Annotated in this window: 10 protein-coding genes and 1 pseudogene; 2 read left to right on the top strand and 9 right to left on the bottom strand. The window is 50.7% G+C overall.

Annotated elements, in window-relative coordinates; all coding sequences use genetic code 11:
- The first annotated feature begins 157 nt into the window (after positions 1 to 157).
- Together GV030_RS08165 and GV030_RS08160 are read left to right on the top strand one after the other, a co-directional pair.
- Positions 158 to 1,918 carry a glycoside hydrolase family 9 protein gene (locus tag GV030_RS08165; RefSeq protein ID WP_159581617.1) on the top strand — a complete coding sequence of 587 codons (1,761 nt, stop codon included), beginning with the start codon at positions 158 to 160 and terminating at the stop codon, positions 1,916 to 1,918.
- A 130-nt stretch (positions 1,919 to 2,048) separates the two neighbouring features.
- A complete protein-coding gene (locus GV030_RS08160; protein WP_159581615.1) occupies positions 2,049 to 2,618 on the top strand; it encodes a molybdenum cofactor guanylyltransferase in 570 nt (189 codons plus the stop codon).
- Here GV030_RS08160 and GV030_RS08155 read toward each other — a convergent pair.
- From GV030_RS08155 to GV030_RS08120, 9 genes and pseudogenes are all read right to left on the bottom strand, one after another.
- Positions 2,596 to 4,020, bottom strand: a complete 1,425-nt coding sequence (locus GV030_RS08155; protein ID WP_159581613.1) for a rubredoxin — start codon at positions 4,018 to 4,020, stop codon at positions 2,596 to 2,598. The genes GV030_RS08160 and GV030_RS08155 overlap by 23 nt on opposite strands.
- A 42-nt stretch (positions 4,021 to 4,062) precedes the next feature.
- Positions 4,063 to 7,398 carry a molybdopterin-dependent oxidoreductase gene (locus GV030_RS08150; RefSeq protein WP_370519072.1) on the bottom strand — a complete coding sequence of 1,112 codons (3,336 nt, stop codon included), beginning with the start codon at positions 7,396 to 7,398 and terminating at the stop codon, positions 4,063 to 4,065.
- Between the two features lie 12 nt (positions 7,399 to 7,410).
- Positions 7,411 to 7,539, bottom strand: a pseudogene (locus GV030_RS21690) (hypothetical protein); the annotation flags it as partial.
- 51 nt (positions 7,540 to 7,590) lie between these two features.
- Positions 7,591 to 8,943 carry a NarK family nitrate/nitrite MFS transporter gene (locus GV030_RS08145; protein ID WP_185155809.1) on the bottom strand — a complete coding sequence of 451 codons (1,353 nt, stop codon included), beginning with the start codon at positions 8,941 to 8,943 and terminating at the stop codon, positions 7,591 to 7,593.
- A gap of 168 nt (positions 8,944 to 9,111) precedes the next feature.
- Positions 9,112 to 10,011, bottom strand: coding sequence for a type IV pili methyl-accepting chemotaxis transducer N-terminal domain-containing protein (locus tag GV030_RS08140; protein WP_159581609.1), 900 nt, complete (start codon positions 10,009 to 10,011; stop codon positions 9,112 to 9,114).
- Positions 10,012 to 10,035: 24 nt separating this feature from the next.
- Positions 10,036 to 10,854, bottom strand: a complete 819-nt coding sequence (locus GV030_RS08135) for an ABC transporter ATP-binding protein (protein ID WP_159581607.1) — start codon at positions 10,852 to 10,854, stop codon at positions 10,036 to 10,038.
- A gap of 11 nt (positions 10,855 to 10,865) precedes the next feature.
- On the bottom strand, positions 10,866 to 11,750 hold the full coding sequence (locus tag GV030_RS08130) for an ABC transporter ATP-binding protein (protein WP_185155808.1): 885 nt from the start codon (positions 11,748 to 11,750) through the stop codon (positions 10,866 to 10,868).
- A gap of 2 nt (positions 11,751 to 11,752) precedes the next feature.
- Positions 11,753 to 12,850 (bottom strand): ABC transporter permease, encoded by a 1,098-nt coding sequence (locus GV030_RS08125; protein ID WP_159581605.1) that lies wholly within the window; start codon positions 12,848 to 12,850, stop codon positions 11,753 to 11,755.
- A gap of 122 nt (positions 12,851 to 12,972) precedes the next feature.
- Positions 12,973 to 14,361, bottom strand: coding sequence for a CmpA/NrtA family ABC transporter substrate-binding protein (locus GV030_RS08120; protein WP_159581603.1), 1,389 nt, complete (start codon positions 14,359 to 14,361; stop codon positions 12,973 to 12,975).
- Positions 14,362 to 14,364 lie beyond the last annotated feature (3 nt).

Raw genomic sequence — 14,364 nt, 5'->3', positions numbered from 1 at the left:
ATCTTGGTCAGTTTTTGACCTGTATTATTTCTTATCATTGGTATAGTGTGGCGCGATTCTGGGATGTCGCGTCACCTTGCTGATGATTCATAAAGGTCTGTTAAGCAGTGACGAAATGATCTCTGGCGTTGAATCAGAGACGAAATCAACCATGTCAATGGGAAATATTATCAGAAGAGCTCGTTTACTTTTATTGATGTCGGTTTTTGGATCGATCGTTGGCTGCATGGTCAAAAGTCAAAACATCGAGCAAGTCACTCCGGACATACGTATCAATCAGATTGGTTATTTGCAGCATGCCAAAAAACAAGCCGCAATCGTAGAACCAACCAGCAATAATTTCTCATTAATCAATTCCTCCAATGAACCTGTTTTTGAAGGGGTGCTATTGGAGACAAAATATTGGAATAAATCAGGCGAAAAAGTAGCCATCGCTGATTTTAGTGCTTTTAATGAGTCCGGGACCTACCGGATTCAATGTGGAGAAACGGTCTCCCACTTTTTTGAGATTTCTCATACCCCTTATCTGGAACTTGTCAAGAGCGCTTCTAAGTCTTACTATTACAATCGGGCCTCCACATCACTTGATCCCAGCCACTCGGGGATTTATCACCGCGGATATGCGCATCCCGACACCCTGGTGTATGTACATGCCAGTGCGGCCAGTTCCTCACGGCCAGCGGGTACGGTCATCTCCACACCATATGGCTGGTACGATGCAGGTGACTACAATAAGTACGTGGTGAATTCCGGGATTGCCACTTATACACTGATCTCTGCATATCAGCACAATTCGGGTCTTTTTGACTCTCTCACCTGGAATCTGCCCGAGAGCGACAACCAGGTACCAGACCTGCTGGATGAAATTATGTGGAACGTTCGCTGGATGGAGTCCATGCAGGATCCTGAAGACGGAGGGGTGTATCACAAGACCACCTCAGCCAGTTTTGAAAATTTTGTATCACCATCAGAGGCTACTGGTGAGCGCTATGTAGTAGCGAAAGGTACAGCCGCCACACTGGACTTTGCGGCCGTTTTGGCCAAGTCATCCGTATTGTTTCGGGCCACCCATCCGGCATATGCTGCCCAGCTACTGGAAAAAGCCGAAAAAGCCTGGCGATGGGCCTCTGTAAATTCCAGAGTGCCTTTTGAAAACCCGAATGTAGCGATGGCTGGTCATCCGGCCATTTCCACCGGAGGGTATGGCGATCTTGATTTTCGGGATGAGTTCTTTTGGGCGTCCACAGAGCTGTACCTGGCCACGGGCAGGGATATTTATATGGAGGGCATCACGATAGACGACTTTCAGATCTTCAGGGTACCGAGTTGGGCGTCTGTGGAGACACTTGGACTCATCTCACTGTCCTCGGCCAGAATGGGCGTCTCAGAAAAACTCAATAAACAATCCTCAGATCAGTTGATGGTCATAGCCGACAGACTGACCAACGTTTGGCGGACGGCTCCCTATAAAATTACACTCGATGAGTTTACCTGGGGGAGCAATTCTGAGATTCTCAATCAGGGGATGGTGCTGATTAATGCCTATCGGCTATTTGGAAACCGGGAATTTTATGAGGCCGCACTTTCGGGTCTGGACTATGTGCTGGGAAGAAATGCCACCGGGTATTGCTTTGTGACCGGAGAAGGTTCTTTGTCTCCGCAAAAGGTTCATCACCGTCCGTCGGCTTCAGATGGCGTGGAAGCACCTGTGCCAGGCATGCTGGTGGGTGGTCCCAATCCAAGGAACGTCAATGATGATTGCGGGCGACAGGCATACATGATGTCCCATCCGGCAAGATGCTATCTGGATGAAGAATGCAGCTACTCTACCAACGAGGTGGCCATCAATTGGAATGCACCGCTGGTCTATATGTCCAGCACTTTGCAGGCCACCTATCTTCATGATTTCAAGTTGTAGGGTTTGTGATAGAAGTCCATCCGATCTTTTGAGGAATCAAATTTCTTGCTTTTCAGAAAAATGAGGTAAATTCATCACCAAGCTCCATTTTTTTAGAGCTCATGTGTGCCAAATAACTGCCTTTTTTGAAATGATAAAATGCCTGATACTTACCGGGGGAGGAAGCTCCCGGATGGGTGAAGAGAAATACCTGCTGGAAGACAATGGTGCTCCACAGTATCAACACCTGTATGAGATGTTAACCGCCCAGGGACTCCCCGTTTATATTTCCTGTAATGAGCGACAAGCTGAAGTGATCCCGGATACTTATAACAAACTGGTAGATGCATATGATCAGATTGGACCCATCGGCGGACTGGCCACGGCTATCGCTGAGGACGCTAAGTCCAGCTGGCTGGTGGTGGCATGTGACCTCATGGGATTAACACCTGAAGCTGTCACCGGGTTGATCTCAGCCAATGCTCCGGAATATGATATCATCACCTATCAGCATCCTGAGAGCAGATTTTATGAGACCACCCTCACCATTTACAATCCCGGAGCCTTTATTGTGCTGAAGCGTGCCATCCGCAAGGAAGTGTACAGTCTGCAGGATATTTTGAAAAAATGTGCCACCAAAGCCATTGAAGGGAGTGCCGGGTTTCTGGTGAATGTGAACACCCGGGAAGACCGGGATACTAGCCGAGGCTCATTTTTGTAAAACCTTCTTTGTTGCCGCCGCACGTAGGACAGATGTAGTCTGCTCCCACAGCTGCGAAGGGTGTACCGGGTTTGATCCCAGCTTCGGGATCTCCAAACTCACTGTCGTAGACCGTCTGGCAGTGTACACATTGATAGAGCTCCTTCTGGATGTTGTCTATGATGGACTTTACTTTGGGGGAGACTGCCTTCTCCTCATCCAGGTTTTCGTAATACACCAGACTCAGCTCCAAAATGAGGGATGCCAATACTGACTTATGTACATCTCTGGCATAGTAATGATAGTCCGTGAGGTTGGGATTGAAGTTTTTGCTAAAGAGAATGTTGTAACTCTCCGATACACCGCTTTCGGATTTTTCTATCACCACCGAGGTAAACAGAATGATATCGGGTGAGGTCTTGATCGTAAAGGTAAGGCCATACGTGCTGATGTCTTGTTTGTCCAGCTCGCGGATCAGATAAAATTTCAGGTCCAAAGCCTCCTGATCCAATGCAGGCAGGTGCCAGTTGAGCTCCAGGGAACTGTGGCGCAGATTCATCCCAAATTTGCCCATGAGCTTTTCCCACCCGATGCGATCCTTTTCAAAAATGCCTTTAATGACAAAAGATTTCCAGGGTGTGAGGGTCACTTTACCCACTTCCGTCTCGATACAACGCTCCATGATGGCTTTGAGGGTAGAGATGCGGTACTTGTTGTCCCGCCAATACAGTCCCAGCCAGTATTTTCCATCGGCCAGCCGGTTGATGCCCTCGTAATAGGGGAAATGAGGCTCAGGGAGCACCAGGTTTTCGGTGACAGGCTGTGTGTTCATCTGCACGTTTTCTGTCAGAAAGGTGAATATTTCCTGATAGGTATCTGCTCGCTCATGCAGGTGCTCATTTTCAATGGCCTGTGCCACTTTTACCAGATCCTCGGTATAGACCAGCAGGGGCATTTGCCAGGGAGTATCCTGGATGCGTTTGAGGCGCAGGTATACATACCAGTAATTCTCAAGATTGGAAGCAATGAAGTTGACCTGCCCGGTGAAGAGTGGCACCAGACTTTGCGAGGGGTCTACCACATTGACCCTGAGGCGAGTGCGGTAGTTGAACCCGTTGAGGATGTAGTGATAAATATGAGAAGCCAGCCATTGCTTTCCCGGCAGAATATCCTGTGATACATAGGAACTCAGGATGTTTTGGTATTCAAAAGTATTGATTTCATACTCCGTATGGATGGACTGAAAGGTTTCATCCAAAATGGCCTTACTCTTCTCTTTGGCAGCAAAGAGAATGTCTTGTCTGGATCCAAAGTGAAGGTGGGAGGCACCTAGTTTTTCGGCTACCAGCAGGGTTTTCAGGAAATCTCCCGGCGAGATGATCCCACCCTTTACAAATATTCTCACTAAGTCTTTTACCTGCATATCTGAATGCTAATTACCAGAAAAGATGGAACAAAGATACATTTATGTGACCGCCTCCAAAGACCGATCGATTAATCGTTTGACTTCTGATTTGCAGCTTCCGCACCCAAGACCCGCTCCGGATGCCTGGCAGAGTTTATTGAGGGTGTCATTCCCCAAAGCAATGGATTCCAGAAGGTTTCCTTCTCCCACGTTGTTGCAGGAGCAGACCAGCTTTCCTTTCACCGGCTCTGGGGTGCCACCAGATCGCAGGAGTTGCAGGCGCTTGTCGGAGAGCTCTGTACCACTCTCGATGAGTTCTTTGTACTCAGCAAATTCGGCCTTATCGCCCATCAGGATAGTACCCACCAGCTTGTCGTTGTGAATGATGCACTTTTTGTAATAGAGTGCTTCCCGATCCAGAAAGGTGATCTCACTGTAGTTTTTCCCATTGACGGGGATCTCGGGTGTGCCCACGGAGCAGAGATCCAGACTGGGGAACTTCAGGATGTTCATTGGGGTGGTGCCCGAGTAATGGTGAGACGGGTCGCCAGCCAGGTAACGGGCACAAATATCCGCCTGCTGCTCCGCTGCGGCTGTGATGCCGTTCATCCTTTGGTTGTGCTCAGCAATTTCTCCCAGCGCAAAGATGTCAGGATCACTGGACTGGAGGTAGTCATTGACCTTCACCCCACGCCCGCACTTCAGTCCTGCATCGATGGCCAGCTGGGTATTAGGCCTGGTGCCTATGGCATACACCACGGCATTCATGAGGAGGCTATTGCCACTTTTGAGGGTGACTTGCAGGAGCTTGTCTTCATTCTCGGTGATGTCCACCACCTCATCGTTGGTGAAGATGCGCACCCCCAGGTCCTGCACATATTCACGCAGCATGGCACTGGCCATAGGGTCCAGCTGGCGTTCCATGAGTCTGGAGCCCAGCTGTACGATGGTTCCGCTCACCTGCATTTCTGTAAAGGCAGCTGCCAGTTCCAGCCCGAGGAGGCCCCCGCCAATCACCAGTACATTGCTGCCGGGGCAGAGTTGTTTTTTGAGGTCATCGGCATTTTCACGGTCGCGCATGGTAAAGACACCGGGTAGGTGCATAGGTGCATTGGGCGGAATAAATGCCCGGCTACCGGTGGCCATGATGAGGAGGTCATAGCTGTGCGTGTCGCCTCTGTCATCCACCAGGGTCTTGTCCTCTCTGTTGATCCGGATGATGGGGTTGGCCGGATGCAGGTGAAGGTTGAGTGCTTCCAGTTCGGCCTCCGTGTACTTCACCAGGTCTTCCCATTTTTTGGTCTCGTTCACATAGTCGGGGAGGAGTACCCGGTTGTAAAATGGCCATTTCTCTTTGGAGAATACATGGATCTCGTCTTCCTGATTGAAGTCCCTGTAGGTATTGACAAAGCGATAGGCCGCTGCTCCGGCGCCTATGACCACTATTTTCCTTCGGGGAATCAGATGGCGCAACACCTCCACAGCGGAAAACTTGAACCCGGGCTGTTTTGATTTGGGGTCTACAGCCTCACTGGTGAGGTTGTTGGCTCGGGACAGGTCGATGTTGAGTTTCTTCCCCCAGTGCATGGGCAGAAATACCACCCCTTTCTTGATGCTGGCAGTGACTTTGGCCGCCACCTGTACATCGCCCCGGTCGTTGTAGATGCGCACCGGATCTCCATCCCTGATGTCCCTGAAGTCTGCATCGTCGGGGTGTATTTCCAAAAAGGGTCGATCGATGTGCTTTTTAAGTTTGGCTACTTTCCCGGTCTTGGTCATGGTGTGCCACTGATCCCTGATCCTGCCCGTGGTGAGAATGAGCGGATAGTCTTCTGAGGGTTCTTCGTGGGCCGTTTGTGCTCCCGTCCCCAGGATGTTGGCCCTTTGGTCTTGTGTGAGAAACTTCCCGTTTTCGAAGAGTCGGGGGGTGCCGGGATGGTCACTTGAAGGTACCGGCCATTGGATCGATCCCGCACGCTTCAGCTTGTGATAGGAAAGCCCTGAAACATCAATACTGGTGCCTTTGGTGAGGCGGGTATACTCTTCATAGACCTCAGCCGGATTGTTGAAATCAAATCCGTGAAAGCCCATTGCTTTCGCAAAGCGAATAAGAATTTCACTGTCAGGAAGCGCCATTCCTGGTGCGTCCACCACTTTAGCCAAATGAGAGATGCGTCGCTCGGAGTTGGTCATGGTGCCTTCCTTCTCCAGCCAGCTCGCAGCAGGTAGCAGCAGGTCGGCATATTGGGTGGTGTCACTTTTTCTGGAAATGTCCTGAACGATCACAAACTTGGCGGCTTTGAGGGCCTCATCTACTAGCCGGGCATTGGGCATACTCACTGATGGGTTGGTGCAGATGATCCAGATGGCTTTCATCTTGCCAGACTTCAGTGATTCGAACATCTCTGTGGCCGTAAGCCCCGGTTTTCCCTGAATGGCATCTACTCCCCAGAAGTCGGCTACTTCCTTGCGGTGCGTGGGGTTGGCGAGGTTTCGATGAGCTGCCAGCAGGTTGGAGAGTCCGCCCACTTCTCTTCCGCCCATGGCGTTGGGTTGTCCGGTGAGTGAAAACGGTCCGCAGCCTGGTTTTCCTATTTTTCCGGTGATCAGGCTAAGGTTGATAAGCGCCAGGTTTTGGTTGACCCCTGCAGTACTCTGGTTAAGCCCCATGGCCCACATGGTGATGAATCCTTTGGATTGGCCAATGATCCTGGCCGCCTCAATGATGGAGTCGATGGGCACTCGGCAGATGGCTGCATACTCCTGCAGCGACCTGGATTTGATCTCATGCGCATACGCTTCGAACCCGTTGGTGTGCTTTCGGATAAATTCCTCGTCCACCATGTTTTGCTCTATGAGGTACTTGCCGATGGCATGAAAGAGGAACATGTCTGTGCCCGGCTGGACCTGCAAATGCAGGTCCGCCAAGCCACAGGAATCGGTCACCCGAGGATCTACTACAATAATTTTGACATCCGGATTGTCTGCTTTGTGTTTTTCTATCCTTCTGAAAAGGATGGGATGACACCACGCCGGATTTGCTCCGGCTATGAAGATACAATCGGATAGTTCTATGTCTTCGTAGGAGATGGGTACCGTATCGTCTCCTAAGGTTTCTTTATATCCTACTACAGCGGAGCTCATGCATAGGCGGCTGTTGGTGTCTATGTTATTCGTACCCAGAAAGCCCTTCACCAGCTTATTGGCCAGGTAGTACTCTTCCGTAAGGCACTGGCCGGAAACATAAAACCCGACGCTATCGGGCCCGTGCTCTTTGATAAAAGTCTTGAAAACGGCCGCAGCACGACCGATGGCGGTATCCCAACTCACTTCAGCCATGGGGTGGCGTCTGCTCCAGCGCATTTCCGGCTTCAGCAGCCGGTCACTCTGATCCATCACCGTGTAGTGAAGGTTCATTCCCTTGGAGCAAAGCATGCCTTTGTTTACAGGATGAGATTCATCCCCTTTTACCTTCAGGCGACCTTTCTTGTCCTTGGAGACCACAATGCCACACCCCACTCCACAGTAGGAGCATACGGTCTTATGTGATTCTTCCCATTTTTGTGACATGTGATATTCTTTAGGTGATTAAATGGCTTCTGCTAATTCGGGCTGAAGGTGTTTCTCTACGGTGACTTCTTTGTTGGCTGCCGGAGTGGCTACCTCGGCCTTTTTGGTAAACCGAACCAGGAAAGACGAAAACGAAACCCCGAGAACGATAAAACCGAGTACGTAGAAGGAGTCTGTCCACTCCAGGCCTGTGAGTTGTTTTTTGAACAAAAGCATGCCGGCCACAGCCCCCGCGTTGCCTCCGGCGCCTACGATGCCCGAGACCATTCCTAGCGCCTTCTTATTGATAAAGGGCACTACACTGTAGGTGGCACCTTCACTCATTTGTACAAAGAGGCTGAAGAAAATGAGCGACATGATGATGAGGGGGATGGTATCCATTCTGGAAAAAAGGATCAGGGCAAGACCTTCCATAAAGAGCGCTACGAACAGCCATTTCACCCGGCCATTGAGTCCGCCGATTTTGCCAAAGCGATCTCCAAAATAGCCACCCAGGGATCGGGCGAAGAGATTCATCAGGCCAAATAGGCCTGCGATCAAACCGGCCGTTTTAATGTCCATGTCGAAGTAGTCCGTGAAGTACAGCGCCGCTTTGGAGTTGACGATAAGCTCTACTCCGAAGCAGGCCCCGTAGATAAGAAAGAGTACCCACACCCTGTGGTCTTTCAATACCGTACCGATCGAGTCCTTTGCCTCGCTTTTCTTTTTGTTGATGTTGGGCAGGTCTTTGTAGTTGCCCTCCGGAGTGTCCTGTGTGAAACGGTAATAAACGAAGCCCATGACGAAAAGGAGCACTCCCGGGCCGATCATGGCATACCTCCAGGCCAGGTGCTCTGCTCCTACGTAGGCCAGTACCCCTGCGAATACCACGGGCATGACCTGCTGGGTCACTCCGCCGCCCAGGTTTCCCCATCCTGCGGTGGTGGCATTGGCGGTGCCTACCACATTGGGGGCAAACATCACCGAAGTGTGAAACTGTGTGATGACAAACGCAGCGCCAATGGCTCCGATAAACATACGGGCGATGAGGAACTGCTCATAATTTTGGGCCATTCCGATCATCATGACCGGAATGGAACCCAGGATCAGTAACCATGTATAAGTGATTCTAGGGCCTATACGGTCACATAACCAACCTATGATCAGCCGCATGAAGACCGTGGATGCCACGGCAATCATGTTGGTGTTGACGATTTGATCGGTGGTAATGCCCAGGTCATCACGGACGATGGAGAGCATAGGTGCGATACCAAACCACCCGAAGAAACAGAGGAAAAACGCCAGCCAGGTCAGGTGAAATACCCGCATGTTGATGGAGCGGAGGTTAAATAGTTCTATTCTTTTGGCTTTTCCTGATTGAGTTGTTTCCATGCTAAAATAATTACGTAGTTCAGATGTTTTTCAAAACTACGTAATTACCTAGAATAATTAAGTAATAATACGTAAATATTTTACGTAATCTATTTAATCAAAGCAAGGAGGTTGGGAATAGGGGAGTCCTGATAGGTTGTGGAAAACCTGTCAGGACTTGCTTTATGACTACCTAGAGGCAAAAGATGAGGTTTTTTTTGACGTGGCCTGATACTCTTCCAGAGCGGCTTTGAGCCGTAGGTTTTCCATCATTTGGTCGGTGGTCTTCAGGGTGTAGGCTTTGTGTTTTTCGGTGAGTTCTTCTTTTAGCTGAAGGGCCACTTTCCTGAGTTCTTTTATTCTGCGATTGGCCAGACCGATTTGTTCTGAAGAGAAGGACTGTTCATCAGCCCTGAGGATACTCAGCTCTGAGATGAGACTTTCCTTTCTTTTAGCATCCATCAGTATGGGACGGAAGATGAAGAATATTTCCAGCAAAATCAGAATAAGTGTACATCCCAGGAGGTAATACTCTGTGGTAGACAGTTTGGTAATTTTGGCATGTGCCTGCTTGTCGTACTGAAAGGTGATCTGGTTCATCAGGTTCAGAAAAGTGGCCTCTGTGGCGGTGATTTCAGTAATACTTTGCCTGATGATGGAGAATTTGTCGGGATTGGACATGTCTTCATACCTCATGCCGATCAATATGCCGGAAGCTTCTTTGATGGTTTGAAAATGAGGCTCTATGTCCTTAAAGAGGATGGTGAGGTCTTCATTTCCGTTCATCTCTATGATGTTAATCTCTTTACTTCCAAACTGTAAGTCGTGGTGTGACTGTACCCATAGCTCATAGGCTTCGCGGAGTTCGGTTTTGGCCACACTGAATTCACGCTCATTTTCGGCGGCCTTAAGTTTAAGGGAAGCCTTGGTGATTTTTTGGCTCAACATCCTTTGTCTACCAGAGATGTTGATAATCCGGGAGTCAGATTCACTGCCTGAGATGGTTTGCTGCATCAGGATCTGGCTGCCCAGTATCACCAGGGTGAGAATGCCCAGGACGCTAAGGTATTTGGAAGTGTATTTTTTCATGGTTGGATGGTTTAAGTAGTGGATTTAATGATTCAAAAAATTCAGTAAATACGCCCGGTAGTCGTAGTACTCCGGGTGCTCGAGTACGGCCTTGCGGTTTCTGGGTCGCTCAAAGGGGATGGTGAGTTCATCTCCTATTTTGGCATAGGGCCCACTGGTCATCATGATCACCCGATCCGCCAGGAAGATGGACTCGTCCACATCGTGGGTGATGGCCACGGCCGTGATCTTTTCTTTTTGCCAGATTTCCAGCAATACATCCTGCAGCTCTCCGCGGGTGAGGGAGTCCAGCATCCCAAAGGGCTCGTCGAGGAGGAGGACTTTAGGCTTCAACGCAAAGGCGCGCGCGATGCCCACCCGCTGCTGCATGCCCTGAGAAAGGTCGGTAGCACGTTTGTGGAAGTCATTGCCCAGGCCCACCTTGTCCAGGTAGTATTTGCAGATTTCCTCCTTTTCGGCTCTGGAGGCTCCGGGAAAGACCTGTTTCACCCCGATCATGACGTTTTGCATGGCCGTGAGCCAGGGCAGTAGGCTGGGCGACTGGAACACTACGGCCCGGTCTGGCCCGGCATCACGCACCTGATCATGGTCTACATAGATTTTGCCACCGCTGATGTCGTTGAGCCCGGCGATCATGGTGAGCAGCGTGGACTTACCACAGCCGGAGTGCCCAATGATGGAGACAAACTCCTCTTGCCTGATGGAGAGCTGAAGGTCGTCCAGCACCACATAGTCGCCCTTGGGTGTGGGATATACTTTCCGAAGGTCTTCACAGACCAGCATATTGGGCTTTTCGGCGGTCTCCGGAACCAGTTCGATGATGTCTTTAAGTTGTGCTTGCATGGCTGTGTGTTTTAGAAATATTTGACGGTTTCTTTTTTCTTTTTCTTCTTGAAGATGATCCTTCCGGGCATGGTAGGCTGCAGGTCGGGCAGGATGTATTTCTGATCGCTTACCTGCCTTCTGGTGGCGCCAACTTCGATGAGGTATTCCAGGATCTCGTTTCTTAGTTTTTTGTATTCGGGATCCTTGTTGATCTCTGTGACGTCTCGCGGCCTGTCAAAAGGCACATTAAACTCAGGCCCCAGCGTTGCCTTTGGTCCGGGAGTGAGCGGGATGATCCGGTCTGCCATGAGTATCCCTTCGTCCACATCATTGGTGATGAGGATGGCGGTTTTTTTGTCCTGGCTCCATATTTTGATGATCTCTTCCTGAAGGGAGCCACGCGTCAGTGCGTCCAGTGCGCTGAGTGGTTCATCCATCAGCAGAATCTCCGGGTTCATGGCCAGTGCCCGGGCCACGGATACCCGCTGGCGCATGCCGCCCGAGAGCTCAGAGGGCTTTTTGTCCCGTGCCGGAGTGAGGTTCACCATATCGATGTATTGGTCGGTATGGGCAGCCCTTTCCTTTTTGGAGAGGTGGGTGAATACCTCATCCACAGCCAGTTTCACATTGCTATAGACCGATAGCCAGGGCAGGAGGGAGTAGTTTTGAAAAATCACGCCCCGGTCGGGCCCCGGTCCGGTGATGCGCTGGTCGTGAAGGAGCACTTCCCCCTTGTCGGGAAAAAGCAGTCCGTTGATCAGGTTGATCAGGGTGGTTTTTCCACTTCCTGAAAACCCCACAATGGCCACAAACTCGCCCTCATGAACCGAAAGGTTGATGTCTGAGAGGACATCTATCTGTGAAGGCCCGCTGCCAAATGATTTAGATACATTTTTTAATTCCAGTAGTGCCATGATTATGCGATGCCTTTGTTGAAACTCATAAGATTTTGTACGCTGAGCATGATCCTGTCAAGCAGAAAACCGATCAGCCCAATGATGAACATAGCCACGATGATTTTGGCGTTGGAGTCATTGGCGCCATTCTGAAACTCCTCCCAGACGAAAGACCCGAGCCCCGGACTCTGTGCCAGCAGCTCTATGGCGATGAGGACCATCCAGGCCACTGATACAGTGATGCGCAACCCCGTGAAAATCAAAGGAAGCGAGGCAGGCAGGATGATTTTGAAGATGTTTTGAGCGATGTTGAGCTTGAGTACCCGGGCTACGTTGATATAGTCCTTGTCTACAGTGGCCACCCCCATACTGGTATTGACCAGGGTGGCCCACATGGCGCAGAGGCCCACGCTGATAAAAGAGATGATAAAGGACTTATCCATGCTGGGGTCTGTAATGACCGTTTTTACAATCATAAAAACCAACAGCAGCCACACGACCGGAGACACGGGCTTGAAAATCTGGATCAGCCAGTTGAATGAAGTCCGCAGGGAGTTGCTCAGGCCCATGATGATACCGATGGGCACGGCCACCAGCATGGCCAGCAGGCATCCGGCAGCCACCGTTTTCAGGCTGGTACCCACCTGATCCAGAAAGGAAGGTCGTCCGGTGTAGGTGATGGGTGCGAGGCCCTGTGCTTCCCGCTGGGCATTGGTGGCAGACACACGGGTTTTGAAGTCTGATTTTTTCTGGGCAATGGCCAAATGATCCTGCCAAAGCGCCAGGTAGGCCTGATAGACCTTGGTGGGTGAAGGGAGGGTGTTGGGCTGGCAGGACACATCTCCTGAGGTTATGCATTCCTTCATGGCCGTCGCTGCAGCTTCACCTTGCTCTTCGCGGGCTTTTTCTATGCGGACTGCCGCCTCACTGTTGTAGAGTGCCGTGGCACCTATGTGCCAGAGGCCGATGAAAAGGATGATCGAAAACAGGGGCAGCAAGGCTTTTTTGGCAAAGAGCTTTCCATTTCTAGCGGGCTCTTCACCACTGAAGAGGCGAATGAGCGGCTCCAGAAATCCGAGTCCTAGGAATCGGACGGTTTTGATTGATTTATTTTTCATTGCGTTGGTGTATGAGTGAAAAATGAGCGCTGGTGGTGAGGGCCGGACGAGCCGAGCCCTCAAGACACCAACGTCTATGTTTTTATACTTTGAGTCCACTCAGAGGAGTGGTGAGTGTTTGGTTACAGGCTTTGGTCTTTGTTGCCAATGCCGAAGCTATTGATGTAGCCAATCGGGTCTTTGCCGTTGTAAGTAGTGCCATCGATGAAATCACTGGTGGCGGGCTTGTACCCGTCTGTCTCAGGAATGTCCGTTGCTGGAATCTTGCCCTCTTCGGCGAGTATCTTGGCGGCTTTCGACCAAATATCCGGGCGGTAAATGTCCTTGATGGTGCTGTGGTACCAGTCTGCGGGCTTGCTTTCCGGTATCTGCCCCCATCTTCGCATTTGAGTGAGGAACCAGATGCCGTCTGAGTAGAACGGATACGTGGCGTTGTACCGGTAGAATACGTTGAAATCCGGCATGCTGCGTTTGTCACCTTTTTCATACTCAAAGGTGCCCGTCATGGAGTTGGCGATCACCACTGAGTCTGCACCCACATAGGCGGGCATGGAAAGGATGCCAACGGCCTGAGGCCTGTTGCCGGGTGTGTCGAGCCATTTGGCTGCCCTGATGAGGGCTTTGGTGACGGCTATCGCCGTGTTTGGATTCTCCTCCACAAACTTTTTGGTCATCACAAATACTTTCTCGGGATTGTTTTTCCAGATGTCGTAGTTGGTCACCACGGGTACCCCAATGCCCTTGAATACAGCCTGCTGGTTCCAGGGTTCACCTACACAGTATCCGTAGATGGTACCAGCCTCCAGTGTAGCGGGCATTTGTGGGGGTGGTGTTACCGATAGCAACACATCTGCGTCTACCTGCCCCTGGATGTTGTCCGCAGTGTACAGTCCTGGGTGGATGCCCGCGGCAGCCAGCCAGTATCTGATCTCATAGTTGTGCGTAGATACCGGGAACACCATGCCCATTTTGAAAGGGCGACCTGCTGTTTTGTATTCTTTCACCACCGGGGCCAGCGCATCAGCTTTGATGGGATGGATCGGCTTTCCGGATTCATCCAATGGTACATTGGGCTTCATTTTCGACCACACTTCATTGGAAACGGTGATCCCGTTGCCGTTGAGGTCCATGGAAAATGGGGTGACCAGCTCAGCCTGGCGGCCAAACCCGGCACCAGCAGCTATGGGCTGACCTGCCAGCATATGAGAGCCATCCAGCTGACCGTCTATGACCCGGTCCAGCACGTTCTTCCAGTTGGATTGTGCCTCGATGGTGACGAACAAGCCTTCATCTTCGAAATAGCCCAATTCCTTGGCGATGGCCAGAGGAGCCATGTCCGTCAGTTTAATAAAACCGAAGGTGAGCTGTGGCTTCTCGATGAGCAAAGCAGAAGCTCCTGATTCTGTTGCTGAAACTACATCAGTACTTTGATTTTTCGCGTCGCTACCCGAGCAGGATACCATGATAGCGGCTGCCAGGAGTAGGAGTATATGATTGGTTAATTTTTTCATAAG

Origin of the sequence: Marinoscillum sp. 108 (assembly GCF_902506655.1) — a bacterium.
In the GTDB taxonomy this organism is placed as follows: Bacteria; Bacteroidota; Bacteroidia; order Cytophagales; family Cyclobacteriaceae; genus Marinoscillum; species Marinoscillum luteum.
The sequence above is the reverse complement of the archived record's forward strand: the minus strand, read 5'-3'. Positions and strand labels throughout refer to the sequence as shown.